This window comes from Chromohalobacter moromii (assembly GCF_023091865.1).
Classification (GTDB): domain Bacteria; phylum Pseudomonadota; class Gammaproteobacteria; order Pseudomonadales; family Halomonadaceae; genus Chromohalobacter; species Chromohalobacter moromii.
This window is the reverse complement of record NZ_JAHXDI010000002.1, coordinates 1-18,452: the sequence shown is the minus strand read 5'-3', so window position 1 is coordinate 18,452 and position 18,452 is coordinate 1. Positions and strand designations below refer to the sequence as shown.

Here is an 18,452-nt window from a genome sequence, read left to right as displayed (position 1 = left end):
ATCGCGTGTCAATCGAACGCCTGCGGCGGCATCATCGCCTCGACGTGCATGACCAGCTCCTCGAGCAGCTGACGCTGTTCGGCATCCAGCGAGGCCTGATTGAGGCGTTCGATCTCGCGCGCAAATCCCGTCAACGTCAGGCTCGACACCTCGGCATCGTTCATGCGCGCCCAGCGGTAGGTTTCCCATTGCGACTGTTCATCGCTACTCAGCGTATCGGGATAATTGCGCGCGCGCAGACGGAAAAGCATTTCCTCCAGACGTGGATCTTGAAAGGCGAAACGCGCATCAGCCAGGTCCCAGGGCGCCATTTCGCGGGCACGTTGCATTTCGCGACGATCCGCCGGCGAGAAAAAGCCTCCCGAATACAACATCAAATCCGGGTCGCTGGACGGCGCGCCGGGGCCATCGGCGAACACTTCGGCGGCCTTGGTCGCCACGTCCGGCGCGGCCTGAAGCTGCTTCCAGTGTCCCCGGCACGCGTCCATGTCCAGCCCCAACCGGGCCACGATGTCGCCATACTCACCCTGACGGGGGCCACTGGTGTCCTTGAGCGAGGTGGCCGGCATGATCACCGGACTCTTGTTGATTTGAATCACCTTGAGCGGAATGCGTGCCTCGCCCTCGGACAACTCATCGGCACTGGCGAATACCCGCTCGCGAATCTGTGCGGCACTCAATGACAGCAGCGGCGTCGGGTCTACCGACAAATCATAGACGATCACCCCATTGGGATTGCTCGGGTGCTCGGCCAGCGGCACCACCAGAGCACTACAGCCTCGACTGGCAGGATAGCGCCGCGAGATATGGAGCATCGGCTTGCGCGCCTGGATGTCCAGCATCTTGGCGACCGTGCGCTTGTCGCGCAGCTTGAGCAGATACTCGAACAGTTGAGAATTGCGCGACTTGAGAAGACGCGCCAAATCGATGGTCGCCCGTACATCGGCCAGGGCGTCGTGGGCCCCGGCGTGGTCGATGCCGTTGGCGGCGGTCAAATCCTCGAGGCGAAAACTCGGCGCACCGTCGTCACGCGTCGGCCACTCAATGCCTTCCGGACGCAGGGCATGGTAAGTACGCACCACATCGATCAAGTCCCAGCGTGAATTGCCGTTCTGCCACTCGCGGGAATACGGATCGATGAAGTTGCGGTAGAAGAGATGACGACTGACTTCATCGTCGAAGCGCAGCGTGTTGTAGCCCAGCGAACAGGTACCGGGCACGCTCATTTCGTCATGAATGCGCGCGGCGAACTCGATCTCGGCAAGACCTCGACGACGCGCGGCTTGTGGTGTGATACCGGTAATCAGACAGGCCTGGGGATGTGGCAGGAAATCATCCGCCGGCTTGCAATAGAACGTCAGCGGCTCGCCGATCGGGTTGAAATCGAGATCGGTGCGGATCGCGGCGAACTGCGCAGGGCGGTCGCGCCGAGGATCGGCACCGAAAGTTTCATAGTCATGCCAAAGAAAGGTCGGCTCGCTCTTGCCCTGCGCCATGGCCGCAGTCTCCCCACTGCCAAAAGCGATCAGCCTAGCATACCCGGCCAACCGACTCAGCCGGAATGCCCCTACTCGTCACGCGGTAGCGTGACGTTAAGCTCGAGCACCGAACAATCATTATCGCGATCGAGACTGATATTGATCGCATCCTGGTCCACTTGCACGTAACGCCTGATCACCTCGAGCAACTCTTTTTCCAGCATCGGCATGTAGTCCGGCTGGTCACGCTGACCGCGCTGGTGCGCCACGATGATCTGTAGGCGCTCCTTGGCCACCGACGCCGACTTCTTGCGTTCGCGCTTGAGAAATTCGAGTAGTTTCACCGGCGACCTCCTCCGAACATACGGGAGAGCAGCCCTTTCTTCTGGTACTCATGAAAACGTAGCGGTACGTCCTCGCCCAGCAGGCGCGAAACGGTATCGGCATAAGCCTGACCGGCGTCGCTGTCCATGTCGTGCACGACCGGCACGCCCTGGTTCGAGGCGCGCAGCACCGCTTCCGACTCGGGGATCAGCCCCACCAGATTGATGGCCAGAATCTCGCGCACGTCCTCGAGCGTCAGCATATCGCCAGAAGTCACCCGGTTGGGGTCATAGCGCGTGATCAGCAGATGCTCCCTGACCGGTGGCTCGCTGCGCTCGGCGCGACGTGTCTTGGAGGCCAATAGACCAAGGATACGGTCGGAATCGCGGACCGACGATACTTCGGGATTGGTTACCACGATGGCCTCGTCGGCGAAGTACATCGCCAGCTGCGCACCATGCTCGATCCCCGCCGGCGAATCGCAGACGATGAAGTCGTACTCCTGGGACAGCGTCTCGAGCACTTTCTCCACGCCTTCAGGGGTCAATGCCTCCTTATCGCGTGTCTGCGAGGCCGGCAGGATATGCAGGTTTTCGGTCCGCTTATCACGGATCAACGCCTGATTGAGGCCAGCCTCTCCCTGGATGACGTTGATCAAGTCGTACACCACGCGACGCTCACACCCCATGATCAAATCGAGGTTACGCAGGCCCACGTCGAAATCGATCACCACGGTCTTGTTGCCACGCAACGCCAAGCCCGTGGCGATAGCCGCGGCGCTGGTCGTCTTGCCAACTCCGCCCTTGCCGGAGGTCACTACAATGATCTTGGCCAAGATGAGCTTCCTGTTGCTATTGAGTCGTTCGTACTAGCCATCCACATTGGCGCGACATGGCGCCCTGACATCCCGGCTAGCCGAGCGATGAAATGTTCAATTGGTCATCGCGCAGTTGAACCTGTACAGGCTGGTTCAGCAAGCGCGGGTCGATATCTTCCAGCCGTTTGTAATTGCCGGCCAGCGACAACAACTCGGCATGCAATTCCTTACAGAAGATGCCCGCCTGGCGATCCCCGTGAATGCCGCCCAGCGCACGGCCGCGCAGCGGGCCGTAAACGTGCACGCTGCCTGCCGCCAGGACCTCAGCCCCCGGGTTGACCGCGCCGACCACGACCAAGTCGCCCTCAGGCGCGGTGACCTGCTGGCCCGAGCGCACTGTACCACGGTAGATACGCCCTACGGCCGGTGCGGACGACGCCTCGGCCTCGGGTTGCGGCTCGGCGGTAGCGAGCGGCGCCTCCTCCACGGCACGCGGACGCGCTTCTTGTGGCGGGAACCATCCCAGCCCCAGTGCCCACGCGGATTGCTTCACGGGGTCGGTGCCGCCACGCACGGCCACCGGCAGCAGCTTGTGGGCGCGGCACACGGCACAAATACGCTCCAACGCCAAATGAGGTTCATCGAGTTGCTCGACACTGAGCACTACCGGCGTATGTTGAAAAAACGCTGGCGACTGGCTCACCTTGCCGGCCAACTGAGCCCGTATCTGCTCAGGGTCGGCGCTCGTCAGCTCCATGACCGTCATGGGCAACATGCCACCCTTGAAGGTGAACGCCGATGCTACCCGATCCATGTTGAGGCTCATGGCCACACTCCACAGCTGATGACTGATGTACAAAGGTAAAGCTAAGCGAGGGTCGTGATGGCTGCAACTGATGATAAGACCAGCGTCCCGACTTTGTCAGGTGTCTCCGCGAACCGACGCCCTTGCCATCGTCGCCTTTTCCCGATGCCGGCTCGCATGCTTTGATACGCTATAGCACACACGACACTCAATTACGTGACGCTTTTTGCTAATATCGTGGCCGACGCGAGACGACAGGAACGCCGTCTCGGCGTTATCGCCACGCATTTAATACGCCAAGAACAGGGATGCATGCCCGGTCATGTCTGGATTCTTCCGCCGTTTTTTTGCACCACGCTGGCAACATCGCGACCCTCGCGTCCGTCATGCTGCCATTGCGCAACTCGATATTCACAAATCGGCCGACCGCCACGCCCTCGAGCGCCTAACGCACGATGCGGATGCTAGCGTAAGGCGCGAGGCTCTCGCCCAGTTCGAGGACCCCTCGACGCTGCTTGAATGGCTCGGCACGCATGACAGCCCCGAGCTGCGAGCCCGTCTCATGCAGTTGTTGTCCGGCAGCGTGCCCGGGGCACCGCCCTTGACGCAACGCCTCGCTTTGCTCGACACACTGAACGATCGCGACCTGCTCGTGCAACTCGTCGAGACGGGGGACAATCAGGAGCTACGCCTGACCGCGCTAGCCAAGCTCGATGACGAGGCAACGCTGATCCAGCAGGCACGCGACAATGGCATTGCCGTGGTTCGCCACGCCGCGGCTGAGCGCGTCTCGAGCACCGAAGGCCTGCAACGCTTGGCGCGCGAAGCGAGGCGCGACAAAATCGTCACGCGCAAGGCTCGCGAGCGCCTACAACGCCAACGTGCCGATGCCGCCGAAACGCAAGCCCAACAGGCCACTCGAAAACGCCTTCTGGAGGCCCTCGAAGCGCATGCCTTGCATGCCTGGGAACCTCTCTACGGTGCGCGTTATCGCCATCTTGTCCGCGAGTGGGAAGCACTGACCGACACCCCTAGCGACGACCAGGAGCGGCGTTTTCAGGAAGCTAGCCAGCGCTGTCACAAGACGCTCTCCGATCATGAGACCGAAGGGCATGCCCAGCATCAGGCGATACAACGCCAGGACGAGGCGGCACGTACCCGCGAGGCGCTCGTCGAAGCACTCGAGGATGCCGTCGCGAGCCTCAAGCAGGCCTCACAACTGACCCACCAGGATATCGACAGCCTGCGCGCCCAACAGCGCCTGCATGGCGAACGTTGGCTGGCCCTTTCCGATCACTACCCGCCGGAAGACGACATCCAGACACGCTATGCCGAAGCGCAAGCCGCTTGCCAGCATATTGGCGATGCTTGGGACCGTGCCTCGACGCAGGCTCAGGCACTCGAAGCCGCCTTGCGCGACGACCATGCCGCCATCGACGACTGCCTGACGAGGATCGATTGGCCGCACGACCTGCCACCCACGCCGCTGATTCACGAAGCCCGGCAACTACGTAACGCCGAAGCGGCCAATGCAAGCACGCCCGTCGACCTCTCGGCGCTGCGTACGGACCTCGACAAACTCGAAAGCCAGCTCGATCGTGGCACTCTCAAGACCGCCAGCCGTCTACATCGGCAGCTGCGCCAGCGTATCGATGCCTTGCCCCGCGCCTCGCGCGGCGACTTGGAAGCCCACCTCAAGCGTCTCGGTGCTCGGCTGGCCGAGTTACGCGATTGGCGGGGCTTCGTCGCCGGTCCCAAGCGCACGCAACTCATCGAAAGCATCGAAGCCTTGGCCGAGGACAACGAGTCCCCTGACGCCGAGCGTGACCGTCGTCATCGTCAACTGGTCAAGGAATGGGCAGCGTTGGGCGATGCTGCCGCCACGGCCGAACTCTCGCAGCGTTTTCGTAGCGCGTCGCAGCGTATCCACGCGGCCCTCAACGACTGGTACCAACAACGCGATGCCGCCCGTACCCGTAACCTCGAGGCACGCGAAGCCCTGTGCGAACAACTCGAGGAACTCATCACGCATCCCGATGCCCAGGCTGACCCGGATGTGCTACGCCAGATTCGCGACCGTGCACGTGAGCAATGGCAGCAATTCTCGCCCGTCCCGCGCGAGCATGCCAAACCGCTCGGCCAACGCTTCGGCCACATCCGTCATGAATTGCAGACGTTAATCGACCGCCGGGCCAATGAAATCGGCGAGGCCAAGCGCGGCCTGATCGCCGAGGCCGAAAACCTGATGGAAGCCGACATGCCCTCCTCGCAACGCACCGAAGCGGCCAAGGCGCTCCAATCCCGCTGGCGAGAACTGGGGCGCGCCGCCAAGGGCGAAGAGCAGATGCTCTGGCGCCATTTCCGGGGACTTTGCGATCGTATCTTCGCCGCCCGCGAGGCCGAGCGGGAAAATCGTGCCCAAAAAGCCCAGGCACGCCTGGACGACATGCAAGCCCTGATCGACCGCTTCGATGCCTGGCAACCCCAACGCGCCGACGACAGCGAGACGCTGGAACGTGCCGTGCGTGACGCCGAAGCCCTAGAGCCCTTACCCGGCGGCCGTCGTAGCGAAGGCATGCGCCGTCGTTGGCAAGGGATCGTACGTGCCCGTCGCGAGCGTCTCGCGCAACTGATCCTCGCTGAGCAAGCCGAACGCTGGACGCGCCTACGCCCTCTGCTCGACTCTCATGTCGCCGCGGATGACGCATCCTTGCGAGACGGCCAAACGGCGGATGTCGCGCTTCCCGAGGGCATGCCTCAGGACCTACAGGATGCCCATACGGCACGTAATGCGGCTCGCCGAGAGGGCGACAGCGAAACGGCGAATCACGAACTGAGCCGACTGGTGGTTCAAGTGGCGCTGCTTGCCGACGAGCCGGTGGCTGCACAGGAAGAACCGCTGCGCCTGGAGGTGCAAGTCGCACGGCTCAATAATGGCCTGGGCCAGGCACCGCAACCCGACCAGGAACTGGCCGACGTCTTGCGTCAATTGTTGGAAACCGGCCCTGTCGCGTCCGATGTGTGGGCCTCCCGCGTCACGCGCTTCGATTCCTTGTTCGATGTTATCGCCCAACGCGTAGCCTGAGGATGCTTGCGATGAGCGCTCCGCCAACCTGCTTTAGCGGAGCGCTACCATGGCCGATTCAGCCCATGAACTGCCCACCGTTGATGTCCAGGTTGGCACCGGTAATGAACCCCGATTCGCGGTCGGCCAAGAACACCACCGCTCGCGCCACTTCCTCCGGCTCGCCAAACCGCTTGACCGGAATGCCCTCGCGGATCGATTCGCGAATCTTCTCGGGAATCAGCATGATCATGTCGGTGGCGATATAGCCTGGCGAGACGGTATTGACGGTAATACCCTTGGTCGCGGTTTCTTGCGCCAATGACATGGTCAGACCATGCATCCCCGCCTTGGCCGCCGCATAATTGGCCTGACCGAACTGCCCTTTACGTCCGTTGATCGAGGCGATGTTGACGATGCGCCCGTAGCCAGCCTCGAGCATGTCCTCGACCACACAACGGCAGGTGTTGAACACACTGTTGAGATTGCAATCAATCACCTCACGCCATTGCTGAGGTGACATCTTCTTGAGCGTACTGTCACGTGTAATGCCGGCACAGTTGACCAGCAGCTCAACCGGACCGTATTCACGGCGAATGTCATCTACACCAGCGTGACAGGCATCGAAGTCGGTGAGATTGATGCCTGCCAGCGCCACATTGTCGACGCCCTCGGCGCGACGATCCGCCAGCCAAGCCTGAGCTTTCTCGCGGTTGTGATAACTCGCCACGACGAAATATCCCGCCTTGGCCAGCGCCAGGCATATTGCTGTCCCTATGCCCCCGGTGCCCCCGGTGACCCAGGCAATGGGTGCTGTTTGCGTGGTCATGTCCATCCCCCCGTGATGTCGTGATGTGGCGCTTCTAGCGGGAAGTGCCACCTTGACTCGCCTCCATGGCGTCTTACCTCACTTCAGTATGATCGAGTTTGAGCGGGCTGCACGCCGGATGAACCCATTCTTGACTTAGGCCTCAAAAACCGTAGAATACGTCCCTGTCGATGCGGGGTGGAGCAGCCTGGTAGCTCGTCGGGCTCATAACCCGAAGGTCATCGGTTCAAATCCGGTCCCCGCTACCAAACAGATGAAAAAGCGGTGTCCTTAGGGACACCGCTTTTTTTATGCTTCCTTGACCAAGCGTCACACCTCACTCAGCCTCTCCAACCCCTTTCGTATGCTCGGATGACGCCATGCCCAGTCGTCCGATGCCCGGCAACTTGAGCGCTGGCCGCGTGATATCCACGCCCAGCGTCAGGCCCAGCAACTGCCACTCGATACCCTCGTCATAGGCCACGGTCAGGCCCAACAATCCGCCCAGAGATACCTGGTAGCCAGTCCCGCTAGGCGCCTCGGCCACGATGGAATTCAGCAGGTAATCCTTGCCCACGGCGGTCGGCGGAAAGTCGACACGCAATCCAGGCACCCGACGTACCACCCAGGCCACGAAGGTGTTGCTATTAGGTCCCGGCCACACGCGATAGCGGTCGGTCACTGGATACGCTGCCACGGCCTCGCGAATCTCGGGAATCGCACGCTCGGCCGCCTTACCTCGCAGCTCGGTCAGCAAGGTCGGGGCGCTTCCATACCAAGCCCGATCGGGCACGCCGGGACGCGAGGACACCGTGGGCCGCCGCCATCCGAGAACCTGATGGACCTGGTAATGCGTCGCGCCGGCCGGCTTGGTGGCGATCCAGGTATGCACGCCGAACGCCCCTCGCCAATCTAAGGCGCGGGCCGCATAAACCTGCACCAAGGCCTCCGGGTGCGCTTGCGGCGCCGGCGCCAGCCCTACCGGCGAGCGATCCGCCTGGGACCAAACGCCGCCTAGTGCGACGCGCTGACTCGCCAGCATATAGGCCGGACCCGCCAGCAACAGGGCCAGCACGATGATCAGACTCACCGTCAGCCATAGGATTTTCTTGATCGCTCGGTGCATGCGGATGTCTCCAGAGATCGTGACGCACGCCTTACATACCATCACGCGCCAGCCCCGGGGGCTTGAATCCGCGCCGCGTGACCCGCATAACGAGAGGCAGTTCAACAGCGTCTTTACGCTTTACGTTCACACGATACTATCGAAAGGCCATTGCCATGCCGATCATCGACCCGCGTACCGGCGAACCTCTTACGTCTCCTCAAAGCGGGGACACTAGCGCCTCTCAAACCAATGCCGGCACTCAGGATGTCTCTCAGTACATCGTCGATGTCGACATCTCCAACTTCCAGCAAGTCGTGCTCGAAGGCTCGATGCAGGGGCCGGTGTTGCTCGACAGTTGGGCGTCTTGGTGCGAGCCGTGCAAGAACCTCATGCCGGTGCTCGAGAAGCTTGCCCGCGAATACGGCGGCGCTTTTACCCTGGCCAAGCTGAACATCGAGGACAATCAGGAAATCGCCACGCAACTCGGCATCCGCTCGGTGCCCGACGTTAAGCTAATCGTGCAGGGCCAGCTCTACGATCAGTTTCAGGGCGCGCTGCCCGAGTCGCAGATCCGCGAATGGCTGTCGCAGTATCTCAAGGCGCCCGAGGCTGCCGAGGCCACCCCCGAAGAGAAAGCCCAGCAGGCCCTCGAAGCAGGCGATGCCGCTACTGCGCGCGGTATTTACGAAACGCTGGTCAAGGAGTGGCCCGAGCACTATGACTATCAGATCGAGCTCGCAGGCGCACTAGCCGCAGAAGGCAATGCGGCGGATGCCCGGGCGCTGCTCGACAACCTGCCACCGGAGCATCGCGATACGCCCAAGGCACGCGGCGTCCGCGCACGCCTAGACTTCGGCGAGGAAGCTCCGAGTGCCGAGGAAGTAGCCGAGTTGGGCGAGCGCGACGATAGCGAGGCACAATTCAAGCGCGCCCTGCGCCAAGTCGCCGATGGCCAATACGAAGCCGGTCTCGATGCGCTACTCGCATTGATGAAAGCTGATCGTGCTTATGGCGACGATGTGGCTCGCAAGACCTTGCTGCGCGTCTTCGACGCCCTCGGCGCCGACCATCCTCTAACGGTCGCCTACCGCCGCAAGATGTTCGCGCTGCTCTACTAAGCCCTGCCACAGGGGGTGCCTCACGTCAGGCCCCCCTGAACCTCGCACCACCCTGTACAGGGCTATTCGGAAAAACAAAGCCGTGCGTCGAGTCGTTCCAACGCTTCTTCGAGCAGATAAGTGGGCGTGCCGAAGTTAAGCCGCACGAAGCCGGGGCACCCGAAATCGGCGCCATCTGACAAGGCGACGCGCGTCGAGTCCAGCAGGGTTTGCTGTGGCGAGGCGCCAAGCCCCGCCTCGCGCATGTCGAGCCACGCCAGATAAGTCGCCTCGGGCGACGCCATCGTGACGCCAGGCCACCGGTTTACATGATCGCGCAACCTCTGCAGATTGGTGTTAAGCGTCGCCAGCAATTCACGGCGCCAGGCTTCGCCGTGAGCATACGCCGCCTGAGAGGCGGTCAATCCCAGGATGTTGACCTCGGGAAGTAACCCCGCTGCCGCCTCGCGAAAACGCCGCCGTAGCTCGGGGTCGGGAATCACCGCGCAGGCGCTCGACAGCCCAGCGATATTGAAGGTCTTGGAAGGCGCCCAGAGGGTGATCGTGCGTTGGGCCAGGGCCGGCGATAAAGACGCCAACGGACGATGCTGGCGCGTCGTGTCGAGTATCAGATCGCAATGCAGCTCGTCGGAGACGATCAACAGGTCGTGGCGCTCGGCAATCTCGCCCAGGGTATGTAGTTCGTGCTCGTCCCAGACGCGTCCCGTGGGATTGTGCGGATGGCACCATAGCAGCAGGCGTGTCTGCGGCGTGATCGAGGCTTCCAGCGCTTCGAGATCGAGACGCCAAGGCGCGCCCGGCGCCTCGGGCTCGGCCAGCATCACGCGCTCGGCGATGCGGCCGCTGCGTTCGGCTACACGTAGAAAAGGCGGATAGATCGGCGTCGCTGTCAGCACCGCCTGGCCAGGACTGCAGAAAGTCTGGGCGGCCAGATGTAGCGCCGGAACCACGCCGGGGATCCATACCTGCCAGTCAGGTTCGATCGACCAGCCGTAATGCTCGGCGCTCCACGCGCAGAGCGTCTCGCGAAGCGTATCGGTCAATCTGCCATAACCGAAGACCCCATGGGACACGCGTTCCTCGAGCGCCGAGACGATCGCCGGGGGCGATACGAAATCCATGTCCGCGACCCATAGCGGCAGGACATCGTCAGCATAACGCTGCCATTTCTGTGAAGGATACTGTCGCCGATCCAACGGCGTGGCAAAATCGTATGGCATGCTAAGACTCATCGACTCGAACGGAAGACTCTCGAACATGCCTGAAACCTCGTTCTATGCCAAGGCCATGCGAGGCACGCCACGTCTGGTGAGACGCTGGCTGATGCTGGGCCAGGCCGCCCCCGATCGTCTGGCGATGATTCTCGCCGACACCTCGCGCCTGGCCGGGCTCGGCGAACCGCAAGTCGAACCCGATGGGCGCTGTCTGCGTGAATGGAGCAGCGACTGCCAACCGCCTCTGTGGGCGGCACGTACCGCCGTCTTTCTGTTAATCCAGATGCCGGCACGCCCAACGCCTGACGACGAGGAGGAAGCCTGTGCCTGGGCCTACTGCTGGCTGCGCAACCGCGATTTTCAGTCCCTCGACGCCGCTCACGAGGCCCTGCCGAGTCACTTACGCGAACCGCTTGCCAAGGCCCTGGATGCTGCCTGGGTCGACCAGGACGCCTTGCGCCTTGTCTGAGGACGAAGAGCGGACTTGACCGCATGCCACCGGCGGCCGATGCTAATTAGCTTGCAAAGCACCTTTTTCGATGGCGACGACCCTGGGAAACGACATGTTCACACGCCGCGTGGAGCCGGCTTTCTACGACACCGATGCCCTCGGGCACATCAACAACACGCGCTTGCCGGCCTGGTTCGAGCTGGCACGCAACGATCTTTTTCGTCTGTTCGTGCCCGATCTTGATCCCCGTAAGTGGCCGTTAATCATGGCCAAACTGGACGTAGAGTTCCGCGCCGAGCTGTTCTATGGGCAGGATGTCGAGATTCGCACCTGGATTTCGCGGCTGGGCAACAGCTCCTTCACCGTGGCCCAGGAGGCCTGGCAGGCAGGTCGCCTGGGCGCTCGAGGCCATGTGGTGCTGGTGCATTACGATCACACCGAGGGCTCGGCGGTAGCGTTGACCGGCAACCTTCGTGAGGCACTCGCCGCGCACCTGATCGACGAGGAGCCCGCCCCCGCATGACGCCTGCCATTCGACTTCTGAAGCGCGAGGCCATCCCGCACGAGGTGCTGCAATACACGCATGATCCCAAGGTCGCCGCCTACGGCGAGGAAGCCGTAAAGGCGCTGGGGCTGGCGCCGGATAGCGTGTTCAAGACCTTGCTCGCGCAACTCGATGATGGGCGTCTCGTCGTCGCCCTGGTGCCCGTCATGGCCACGCTCGATCTCAAAGGACTTGCCAAGGCCGTCGGTGCACGCAAGGCCAGGATGGCCGACCCCGCCCTGGCCGAACGCACCACGGGCTATGTCGTGGGCGGCATCAGCCCACTAGGGCAGCGCAAGCGACTGCCCACCGTCGTGGATGACAGCGTCCTTGCCTTATCGTCGATCCACGTCAGTGGCGGTCGGCGCGGCCTGGAAATAAGCCTGGCGCCCTCGGCATTGATCGCGCTGCTCGAGGCGACCACGGCCCCGCTGGCGCGGGAATGAAGCACCTTCGATAGGTGGGGAGGCTCGCATGGCGATTCGTTACGATCTATGGCTCACGCCTGACGACAAGCCCCGACACCGTAGGGTAGAGAAGGCGCTGGAGCGCTTCTTCGTGGCACGCTTCGCCGACTATCCTCACCTGCGGTTGCCCGGCGCTGACCCCTACGATTATGATGCTCCTTTCAATCGCCTGTATGACGCCTTACTCGCACGAGCACGCGACTACTGCGAGCGTGAATGGCACTACGTGCCGACGCCCGCGCAGCTCAATACGGCATTCTTCCGGGCCGTGGCCCACTCGCCGAAATTCGTACTGGACCCCCGCGATGGTGATTCGTCCTGAAAAGGCGCCCGATGAGCGCCAACTGGCCCTCATTACTCAACAACTGGGCCGCGCGCCGCGTGGTATCCAAACCGTGGCTGCAGCCACGCAAGACGGAACCCCGCTGGTGCTGCGCATGCATGCCATCGTCGACGACAAACCGTTCCCGACGCATTTCTGGCTATGCTCCGACCACTTGAAAGTCGCCATCTCGCGCATCGAGGCCCAAGGCGTTATCAAGTCCCTCGAGTCACGCCTTCAGGAAGAGGCCGACTTCATGGCTGCGTACCGGCGTAGCCATGAGGATTACGTGGCTCAGCGCTGGCAGACCATGAGTGACGCGGAACGCGACATCGTCGACCGCCAAGGCTATCGCGACCTCTTCACACGGCGTGGCATCGGCGGCATCGCCAACTGGGATCAGGTGCGCTGTCTGCATATGCAATATGCGCATCATCTATGCGGCGACAATGCCATCGGCCGCTGGATGGATGCCGAGTACGATGTGCTCGCCTGTCTGCGCTAGCATTCTGTGGCACTTGGCCGATCATCGCGCAAGGCACGGATGTCGAGACAAGTCTATCGATCTGATAAGGGGGAATCGTGCGCATCTGTATTTATATGGGATCGCGTGAAGGACGCGATGCCGGCTTTCGTCACGCCGCCGAGACGCTGGGTCGGTGCATCGCGCAACGCGGCTGGGGACTGGTCTACGGTGGTGCCCGCGTCGGCCTGATGGGGGCCGTGGCCGATGCCGCACTCCATGAGGGCGGCGAGGTCATCGGCGTCATTCCCCATCACCTGGTCGAGCGCGAAATGGCGCACGAGGGGCTGACGCATCTGCTGCGTGTCGACGACATGCATGCCCGCAAGGCGGCCATGGCCGAGCACGCCGATGCCTTCATCGCCCTGCCCGGCGGCATCGGCACCTTGGAAGAGTTATTCGAGACGTGGACCTGGCAATATCTGGGGCTTCACGACAAGCCCATCGGCGTACTCGACGTCAGCGGCTTCTATCGCCCATTATTGGAATTCTTGGATCACACCGTCGCGCAAGGCTTTCTCAATCCCGAGACACGCGCGAGACTCGTCGCCGCCGCTGACCCCGATCACTTGCTCGACCACTTGATGGCAGCGCAACACGCTCCACCGACGACCTCATGAGCGCATGCCGCGACGCCTCAAGGGGGGCGAACGATCTAAAGCTACTACACGGTGGGGGGGACTGGAAAGCGGTCTAGAGGGCTTTAAAATGCCTAGGCGAGCCCTGCAGCATCACGCGTACGCTGATAGGTCAGCTGTAATAGACGTGCATCATCACCGGCTCGGTGACGCTGAATGCCTCGCTCGCGGATGATGACCTCTTTCATCGCTCCCCACCGTTCGAGTTGCGATTCATCCAACAAACGACGCAAGGCCTCTAGGCGAAAGCGCGGCAGCATGCCCGCGTGGTGGAACAATAGCGACAGCCAGGTATTGTCGTATCCCCAGCTATCGCTATAGGCGATGCCGTCAGCCGCTAGCTCATCGTTGAGCCAGCGCGCGACTTCTATGACGGGATAGCCCTCGCGGTGCAGCCGGCCACGCGAAATGCCATGCAAAAGCTCGGCCTTGGGGTCCCAGTGGGTCCACTCTTCCAACGGTTGGATAAGGAAGGCACAGGTACTGCCATCGGCCCGCGCGATGCCCACCTCTATCGGATAGCTGCCACGCCCGAAACCGGACGCTTCGATATCGAGCAGTATCGGCAACACGTGGCAGCATTCCTCTTCAAAGCGATATCACGAACGTGGCGTGGCCCACGATGTCCATCGGGGCCACGCCAATCAGACTACGTGAACGGGGAGCACGATGCGAGCCCCAACGGCACTACTCGCAGTGCGTCTCAGTGCGTCAGTGACGCGATCGACTCGCCAGCTTCGCTACGTTGCGCGCGTTCGGCAAGTGCCGCCCATTGTGTGGCACGCCGGGAATCGACGGGAAGCCCCAGGTGGGCATGACGGTAGGCTTCGGCCATACGCTCGGCGGCCAGGCCATGGCCAGCTTCGGCGGCACGGGCATACCATGTGACCGCCTTTTCTTCGCGGCGGGCGTACTGCGCACAGCCGAACTCGTAAATGCGGCCCGCCTGGTACTGCGCATGCACATCGCCCGCGTAGGCGGCCTGAAAGACATAGCGCGCGCCCTTGGCCTTATCTTGCGGCGAGTTACCACGATGAAACAGCATATGGCCATAGAACGAAAGCGCGGCGGTGTGGCCGGCTTCGGCACAGCGCTGAAGAAGTCGCATCGTCAAACGATGCTTGCCGGGAGAGCGTGTCATCCAGCGGGCATGTAACAGTTGGGCTGCGAGACGGTATTCGAGCCGAATCCGCAGAGAGGATACCTGTTGCATAACCATCGACCCTGAAGTCGTCGTAACCAAGAAAGGTACGTAAACGATTGCGTCGGCTCGGGCTCTCCCTGCACGCGCCAACACCCCGGATAAACTCACTGTCACCGTTGCCTGAAATACCGCTTAGTGCCCTTGTCCCCGGCAACGGGGCGCCAAGCATACGCCTACCCTCAGACGGACTCAACCCCCATTTGCCGCCCGCTCACGGCACCGCTACCATGCCGTTTCCATTCCTTTTTCTATACCCGCGTGGAGCCCCAGATGCAGACACGTCCCCTTGGTCAAACCGGCATTAATGTCAGCCGCTTGTGCCTAGGTACCATGACCTTCGGCGAACAGAACACCGAAGCCGATGCCCATGCTCAACTCGATCGCGCCACGGCCGCGGGCATCAATTTCATCGACACCGCCGAAATGTACCCCGTCCCGCCCAAGGCGGAAACGCAAGGACGCACCGAGGCGTACATCGGGAGCTGGCTTAAGGCACGCGGCAAACGCGACGACCTGGTCATCGCCACCAAAGCCGCCGGCCCTGGCCTCGATCATGTACGCGGCGGCCCACGTTTGACCCCGGAGCATCTGCACCGCGCCGTCGACGACAGCCTGACGCGACTGCAGACCGACTATATCGACCTGTACCAGCTTCACTGGCCCGACCGTAACGCCAACTTCTTCGGCAAACTGGGCTATCAGCATGATGAGAGCGAGAACGCCACGCCGTTGGCCGAATCTCTCCAGGCCTTGAAGGAGCTCGTCGACGCCGGCAAGATCCGCGCCATCGGCCTGTCCAACGAAACCCCCTGGGGCGTGATGCAGAGTCTGCGACTCGCCGACACCCTGGGTGTGCCGCGCGTGGCCAGCGTGCAGAACCCCTATAACCTGCTCAATCGTAGCTTCGAGGTTGGGCTCGCCGAGATCGCCCATCGTGAAGACGTCGGCCTTCTGGCCTACTCGCCCTTGGCCTTCGGCGCGCTCACCGGCAAATACCTCGATGGCGCCCACCCACCCCAGGGCCGCTTGACCCTGTTCGAGCGCTTCAAGCGCTATACGTCCGACCTTGCCGAGGAGGCGGTCCGCGCCTACGTCGGGATCGCACGCGAACATGGCCTGGATCCTGCCCAGATGGCCTTGGCCTACGTCAACTCACGCTCGTTCTTGACCAGCAACATCATTGGCGCGACCACGCTCGAGCAGCTCGATGCCAACTTGGCCAGCGAAGAACTGACGCTGGACAATAACGTACTCGAGGCCATCGAGGCGGTGCATCGTCAACAGCCCAACCCCTGTCCCTAACGCTGATGACGTGCCTATCACCGCGATAGGCACGTCTTCATCGGAGCACCCTGGTGCGCTTGTTATACTGACGGAAATAAACCTTTCGATTCCGAACGCGAGGACTGCGCATGCTAAGTGTCATTTCACCGGCCAAGACGCTGGATTTCGAGACACCGCCCACGACCGCGACATACACCCAACCGGCGTATCTTGAGCAAAGCGCCGAGTTAATCGAAATCCTGCGCGATTATTCCCCACAACGGCTTTCCGAGCTGATGGGCATCAGTGACAAGCTGGCAGGACTCAATGCCGCACGGTTTGCCGAATGGGCACCACAGTTCTCACCGGAGAATGCAAAGCCCGCAGCGCAGGCTTTCCAGGGGGATGTCTACCATGGGCTGGACGCCCCCTCGTTCAGTGAGCAGGACAACCAAGAGGCACAACAACGTCTGCGCATTCTCTCGGGGCTATACGGGCTACTGCGCCCCCTCGACCTGATTCAGCCTTATCGTCTGGAGATGGGAACCAAGCTGGCCAACTCGGCAGGTAAGGATCTCTATGCCTTCTGGCGAGATCGGCTCACCCAGGATATTTCTCAAGCCGTGGAAGAAAGCGGTTCACCGGTGCTGGTCAACCTCGCCTCCAACGAGTACTTCAAAGTCATTGATGCCAAACGCTTGACGTGTCGCGTCATCACGCCAGTCTTCAAGGATGAGAAGAACGGTCAATTCAAGATCATCAGCTTTTATGCCAAGAAAGCTCGGGGCTTGATGGCCGCCTGGATGATTCGCCAGCGTGTCGACGATCCCGAGGACCTGAAACGCTTCGACGCCGACGGCTATCGCTTCAACAACAGCCTGTCTGACGGCGATACCTGGGTTTTTACGCGCCGGGAAAGTGAGACGATCGCTTCCTAAGCGTTTGTGTGGCCGGCGTTGAGCCGGCCCCGCCTCCGCCTAGATATCTTCAACGTTGAATCCCGGCTAGAATCGAGCATCCACTTTCGGACTCTTACTCATTCTGCGGGAGAACGTGCATGCGCAACATCTTCGTGATGCTTTTGGTCGGCTTGCTCGGCTTTGGCCTTGGCATCGATCACGCCGAGGCGAAACGGTTCGGTGGTGGCAAGAGTTTTGGCAGTTATTCGCGCTCCGCAGATAGCTCCGCCTCGACGATCGGTCGTAACAATGCGACGACGCCCCAGCGTCAACCCGGTGCCGGGCTTTCGCGTTGGGCGGGCCCGTTCGCCGGCCTGCTTGCAGGCGGCTTGTTGGCATCCTTGTTCTTCGGCGGTGCCTTCGATGGCCTACGTTTTTTTGACATTTTGCTAGTCGCCCTCGTCGCCTGGCTGGCCTTCCGCTTCTTGAGGGCGCGCCGCGTCTCAACCGCCAGTGGGCCACAGCACCACGCGCGTCACTCCCACCGCCAAGACACGTCGCCCTTTTCCAATGCCGGCAGCACAGCCACAGGTAGCGTTGGTTCGACACCTGAGTGGTTCGACAAGGAGCGTTTCCTGGGCGGCGCCAAGGAGCACTTCATGACCTTGCAACGCGCCTGGGACAACAACGATCTAGCGCATATTCAAGAATACGTCACTCCGGCACTTTACAACTTACTACGCGAAGAGCGCGCGCAGCAGCCCGCGAACAACCGCACGGAGATTATACGTCTTTTCGCCGAGTTGGGAGACATAAGGGAGATCGGACAGCAAGCCGAAGCCAGCGTTCTTTTCCACGGCATCCTCGATGAAAACGGCGAGCAAACCGAGTTCAACGAGACCTGGCACCTGATCCGCGACTTACGTGACGAAGCACCTTGGTATGTGCAAGGTATCGAGCAGAATCCCGGCGTCTGATATCAGAGAACATGCGCCACGCTGGTGGTGCATTATCCTGTTGAAAGCATGCAAAAGGCCGGGCATTTGCCCGGCCTTTTAAGAATTCCAAGCGATCAGCGCTAAGCCTTAGTCCTGAGCGTCCTCGGCGGCATCTTGAACATCTTCGCCCGCTTCTTCCATGCTATCGCCAGCATCGTCCATGGCGTTATCCACAGACTCTCCAGCCTCTTCTGCGGGACCTTCGTCGTCACACGCCACGACACCAACTGCCGTCATGCCAATGATCAATGCCAAGGCCATTTTCCGAAGCCATTCACTACGCAGCATACTATTCTCCTTAATGGTTACGTACTCCATGTACGGCACACACTTAAGCACAGAGGACGGCAACAGGCAAATAGCACGCAAGCCACGAGCATATGCGTCGACATAAAAAAACCCCCGCT

Annotated in this window: 21 protein-coding genes and 1 tRNA gene; 12 read left to right on the top strand and 10 right to left on the bottom strand. The window is 61.5% G+C overall.

All coding sequences use genetic code 11. From position 1 onward, the window contains the following. Nucleotides 1-8: 8 nt before the first annotated feature. The 4 genes from sbcB to minC all read right to left on the bottom strand — a co-directional run bounded on the left by sbcB (nt 9) and on the right by minC (nt 3,445). A complete protein-coding gene (gene sbcB, locus KZO83_RS06480; protein ID WP_040243131.1) occupies nt 9-1,496 on the bottom strand; it encodes an exodeoxyribonuclease I in 1,488 nt (495 codons plus the stop codon). 71 nt (nt 1,497-1,567) lie between these two features. Next, a complete protein-coding gene (gene minE, locus KZO83_RS06475; protein WP_011508315.1) occupies nt 1,568-1,822 on the bottom strand; it encodes a cell division topological specificity factor MinE in 255 nt (84 codons plus the stop codon). Then, nucleotides 1,819-2,637, bottom strand: coding sequence for a septum site-determining protein MinD (gene minD / locus KZO83_RS06470; protein WP_040243132.1), 819 nt, complete (start codon nt 2,635-2,637; stop codon nt 1,819-1,821). Before minD ends, minE begins: the two co-directional genes overlap by 4 nt. 76 nt (nt 2,638-2,713) lie before the next feature. Next, complete coding sequence (gene minC / locus KZO83_RS06465) at nt 2,714-3,445, bottom strand: septum site-determining protein MinC (RefSeq protein WP_178999122.1); 732 nt, start codon at nt 3,443-3,445, stop codon at nt 2,714-2,716. 301 nt (nt 3,446-3,746) lie between these two features. Between minC and KZO83_RS06460 the strand changes: the two genes are divergently transcribed. After that, entirely contained in the window at nt 3,747-6,509 is a 2,763-nt protein-coding gene (locus tag KZO83_RS06460; RefSeq protein ID WP_247620200.1) for a DUF349 domain-containing protein, read from the top strand. A gap of 58 nt (nt 6,510-6,567) precedes the next feature. On the opposite strand, the gene phbB is transcribed toward KZO83_RS06460, so the two are convergent. Further along, nucleotides 6,568-7,317: an acetoacetyl-CoA reductase gene (phbB, locus tag KZO83_RS06455; RefSeq protein ID WP_247620199.1), complete on the bottom strand. Its 750-nt coding sequence runs from the start codon at nt 7,315-7,317 to the stop codon at nt 6,568-6,570. Between the two features lie 171 nt (nt 7,318-7,488). Here phbB and KZO83_RS06450 point away from each other — a divergent pair. Continuing rightward, nucleotides 7,489-7,565: transfer RNA gene (locus KZO83_RS06450), tRNA-Met, on the top strand. A 68-nt stretch (nt 7,566-7,633) separates the two neighbouring features. Here KZO83_RS06450 and KZO83_RS06445 read toward each other — a convergent pair. Further along, nucleotides 7,634-8,422, bottom strand: a complete 789-nt coding sequence (locus KZO83_RS06445; RefSeq protein ID WP_247620198.1) for a DUF3750 domain-containing protein — start codon at nt 8,420-8,422, stop codon at nt 7,634-7,636. Between the two features lie 155 nt (nt 8,423-8,577). Between KZO83_RS06445 and KZO83_RS06440 the strand changes: the two genes are divergently transcribed. Next, nucleotides 8,578-9,522, top strand: coding sequence for a thioredoxin family protein (locus tag KZO83_RS06440; protein ID WP_247620197.1), 945 nt, complete (start codon nt 8,578-8,580; stop codon nt 9,520-9,522). A gap of 62 nt (nt 9,523-9,584) precedes the next feature. On the opposite strand, the gene KZO83_RS06435 is transcribed toward KZO83_RS06440, so the two are convergent. After that, nucleotides 9,585-10,742 (bottom strand): MalY/PatB family protein, encoded by a 1,158-nt coding sequence (locus KZO83_RS06435; protein ID WP_247620196.1) that lies wholly within the window; start codon nt 10,740-10,742, stop codon nt 9,585-9,587. A gap of 37 nt (nt 10,743-10,779) precedes the next feature. Between KZO83_RS06435 and KZO83_RS06430 the strand changes: the two genes are divergently transcribed. The 6 genes from KZO83_RS06430 to KZO83_RS06405 all read left to right on the top strand — a co-directional run bounded on the left by KZO83_RS06430 (nt 10,780) and on the right by KZO83_RS06405 (nt 13,663). Beyond that, nucleotides 10,780-11,205, top strand: coding sequence for a hypothetical protein (locus tag KZO83_RS06430; RefSeq protein ID WP_247620195.1), 426 nt, complete (start codon nt 10,780-10,782; stop codon nt 11,203-11,205). Nucleotides 11,206-11,299: 94 nt separating this feature from the next. Then, entirely contained in the window at nt 11,300-11,710 is a 411-nt protein-coding gene (locus KZO83_RS06425) for an acyl-CoA thioesterase (RefSeq protein WP_247620194.1), read from the top strand. After that, a complete protein-coding gene (gene ybaK / locus KZO83_RS06420; protein WP_178999114.1) occupies nt 11,707-12,177 on the top strand; it encodes a Cys-tRNA(Pro) deacylase in 471 nt (156 codons plus the stop codon). The genes KZO83_RS06425 and ybaK overlap by 4 nt, the downstream gene beginning before the upstream one ends. A 28-nt stretch (nt 12,178-12,205) precedes the next feature. Further along, nucleotides 12,206-12,520 carry a hypothetical protein gene (locus tag KZO83_RS06415; RefSeq protein WP_178999113.1) on the top strand — a complete coding sequence of 105 codons (315 nt, stop codon included), beginning with the start codon at nt 12,206-12,208 and terminating at the stop codon, nt 12,518-12,520. Continuing rightward, nucleotides 12,504-13,025, top strand: coding sequence for a DUF501 domain-containing protein (locus tag KZO83_RS06410; protein WP_247620193.1), 522 nt, complete (start codon nt 12,504-12,506; stop codon nt 13,023-13,025). The genes KZO83_RS06415 and KZO83_RS06410 overlap by 17 nt, the downstream gene beginning before the upstream one ends. 74 nt (nt 13,026-13,099) lie before the next feature. Continuing rightward, nucleotides 13,100-13,663 (top strand): LOG family protein, encoded by a 564-nt coding sequence (locus tag KZO83_RS06405; protein ID WP_247620667.1) that lies wholly within the window; start codon nt 13,100-13,102, stop codon nt 13,661-13,663. A gap of 92 nt (nt 13,664-13,755) precedes the next feature. On the opposite strand, the gene KZO83_RS06400 is transcribed toward KZO83_RS06405, so the two are convergent. Next, on the bottom strand, nt 13,756-14,253 hold the full coding sequence (locus tag KZO83_RS06400; protein ID WP_040243142.1) for a hypothetical protein: 498 nt from the start codon (nt 14,251-14,253) through the stop codon (nt 13,756-13,758). A 131-nt stretch (nt 14,254-14,384) separates the two neighbouring features. After that, nucleotides 14,385-14,894, bottom strand: a complete 510-nt coding sequence (locus KZO83_RS06395; RefSeq protein WP_247620192.1) for a tetratricopeptide repeat protein — start codon at nt 14,892-14,894, stop codon at nt 14,385-14,387. A 261-nt stretch (nt 14,895-15,155) separates the two neighbouring features. On the opposite strand from KZO83_RS06395, the gene KZO83_RS06390 reads away from it, so the two are divergent. The 3 genes from KZO83_RS06390 (at nt 15,156) to KZO83_RS06380 (ending at nt 18,024) form a co-directional block, all read left to right on the top strand. Next, nucleotides 15,156-16,187, top strand: coding sequence for an NADP(H)-dependent aldo-keto reductase (locus tag KZO83_RS06390; RefSeq protein WP_178999110.1), 1,032 nt, complete (start codon nt 15,156-15,158; stop codon nt 16,185-16,187). Nucleotides 16,188-16,297: 110 nt separating this feature from the next. Beyond that, nucleotides 16,298-17,086, top strand: coding sequence for a peroxide stress protein YaaA (gene yaaA, locus KZO83_RS06385; protein WP_247620191.1), 789 nt, complete (start codon nt 16,298-16,300; stop codon nt 17,084-17,086). Between the two features lie 119 nt (nt 17,087-17,205). Continuing rightward, nucleotides 17,206-18,024: a Tim44 domain-containing protein gene (locus KZO83_RS06380; RefSeq protein WP_247620190.1), complete on the top strand. Its 819-nt coding sequence runs from the start codon at nt 17,206-17,208 to the stop codon at nt 18,022-18,024. A 108-nt stretch (nt 18,025-18,132) separates the two neighbouring features. Here the strand turns inward: KZO83_RS06380 and KZO83_RS16415 are convergent. Then, nucleotides 18,133-18,452 (bottom strand): hypothetical protein (locus KZO83_RS16415; protein ID WP_336296569.1); only part of this gene is annotated, 320 nt, incomplete at its 5' end.

Excerpts from the sequence above, each read along its gene's own strand:
- phbB (WP_247620199.1), bottom strand. The coding sequence starts at position 7,317 with ATGACCACGCAAACAGCACCCATTGCCTGGGTCACCGGGGGCACCGGG.
- minC (WP_178999122.1), bottom strand. The coding sequence starts at position 3,445 with ATGAGCCTCAACATGGATCGGGTAGCATCGGCGTTCACCTTCAAGGGT.
- KZO83_RS06425 (WP_247620194.1), top strand. The coding sequence starts at position 11,300 with ATGTTCACACGCCGCGTGGAGCCGGCTTTCTACGACACCGATGCCCTC.
- KZO83_RS06390 (WP_178999110.1), top strand. The coding sequence starts at position 15,156 with ATGCAGACACGTCCCCTTGGTCAAACCGGCATTAATGTCAGCCGCTTG.
- KZO83_RS06435 (WP_247620196.1), bottom strand. The coding sequence starts at position 10,742 with ATGCCATACGATTTTGCCACGCCGTTGGATCGGCGACAGTATCCTTCA.
- KZO83_RS06395 (WP_247620192.1), bottom strand. The coding sequence starts at position 14,894 with ATGCAACAGGTATCCTCTCTGCGGATTCGGCTCGAATACCGTCTCGCA.
- KZO83_RS06440 (WP_247620197.1), top strand. The coding sequence starts at position 8,578 with ATGCCGATCATCGACCCGCGTACCGGCGAACCTCTTACGTCTCCTCAA.
- ybaK (WP_178999114.1), top strand. The coding sequence starts at position 11,707 with ATGACGCCTGCCATTCGACTTCTGAAGCGCGAGGCCATCCCGCACGAG.
- KZO83_RS06445 (WP_247620198.1), bottom strand. The coding sequence starts at position 8,422 with ATGCACCGAGCGATCAAGAAAATCCTATGGCTGACGGTGAGTCTGATC.
- KZO83_RS06410 (WP_247620193.1), top strand. The coding sequence starts at position 12,504 with ATGGTGATTCGTCCTGAAAAGGCGCCCGATGAGCGCCAACTGGCCCTC.
- yaaA (WP_247620191.1), top strand. The coding sequence starts at position 16,298 with ATGCTAAGTGTCATTTCACCGGCCAAGACGCTGGATTTCGAGACACCG.
- KZO83_RS06460 (WP_247620200.1), top strand. The coding sequence starts at position 3,747 with ATGTCTGGATTCTTCCGCCGTTTTTTTGCACCACGCTGGCAACATCGC.
- KZO83_RS06380 (WP_247620190.1), top strand. The coding sequence starts at position 17,206 with ATGCGCAACATCTTCGTGATGCTTTTGGTCGGCTTGCTCGGCTTTGGC.
- KZO83_RS06430 (WP_247620195.1), top strand. The coding sequence starts at position 10,780 with ATGCCTGAAACCTCGTTCTATGCCAAGGCCATGCGAGGCACGCCACGT.
- sbcB (WP_040243131.1), bottom strand. The coding sequence starts at position 1,496 with ATGGCGCAGGGCAAGAGCGAGCCGACCTTTCTTTGGCATGACTATGAA.
- KZO83_RS06415 (WP_178999113.1), top strand. The coding sequence starts at position 12,206 with ATGGCGATTCGTTACGATCTATGGCTCACGCCTGACGACAAGCCCCGA.